Origin of the sequence: Facilibium subflavum, from assembly GCF_003574485.1 — a bacterium.
In the GTDB taxonomy this organism is placed as follows: Bacteria; Pseudomonadota; Gammaproteobacteria; order Francisellales; family Francisellaceae; genus Facilibium; species Facilibium subflavum.
On sequence record NZ_QLIT01000106.1, the window covers coordinates 1 to 736 of the forward strand.

The window sequence follows — 736 nt, forward strand, 5'->3', positions numbered from 1 at the left end:
ATGAACTTGATTGGCAAACCTAGCGCATCAACTAATGTGTGAATTTTCGTTGTAAAACCACCTTTACTCTTACCTAACGCCTGCGCTGAATTTCCATCTTTTTCATAGCCCGCAGCACATGCATGCGCTCTGACAATCGTCGAATCAATCATTACATCTTGCATATCTGCATCGCTCATGTGTTTCATCATTTCATCCCAAATCCCAAGTTCCGCCCAGTGCATAAAACGTTTATGAACTGCCCGCCAATGACCGTAGTATTCAGGAAGCATGCGCCATTGACAACCCGTTCGTAACACATAGTAAACCCCTTCCACGAATAAACGCAAAGATTCCGTATTTTTGCAGTGTATCCTCTTTACCGTCATTAAAAATTCATAAATCTTTTCCCAAGCATTTCCATTTATGTGATAATGCATTTTGCAATCCTTTGTTGTTTTTCTCAAATATATTTCAAACCAAGGATTGCAACCTTGCAAATCATTTTTTAATTAAATCAACTTAATTTCACATCTTGTAGTTTTTTTGGTTCACAGAACCTAGGGAGTATTGAAATAACTGTGTAAATTCTTTCATAGGTTATAATGGTTAAAACGTATAATCTAAGGACGAAAGATGAAAAACAAAGAACAAAACAAAGCATTAGATCAAGCGCTTGATCTCATTGTCGAATCAGGTGCTGATTTATCCAATCTATTTAAATCAGATGGCGTATTGAAGCAATTAACCAAAGGTT

General features: G+C 36.7%; 1 protein-coding gene. It reads right to left on the minus strand.

Annotation, left to right across the window (positions count from 1 at the left end; all coding sequences use genetic code 11):
- Nucleotides 1–419, minus strand: a 419-nt coding sequence (locus DNK84_RS07170; protein ID WP_119343868.1) for an IS5 family transposase, incomplete at its 3' end; no start/stop codon positions are given.
- Nucleotides 420–736 lie beyond the last annotated feature (317 nt).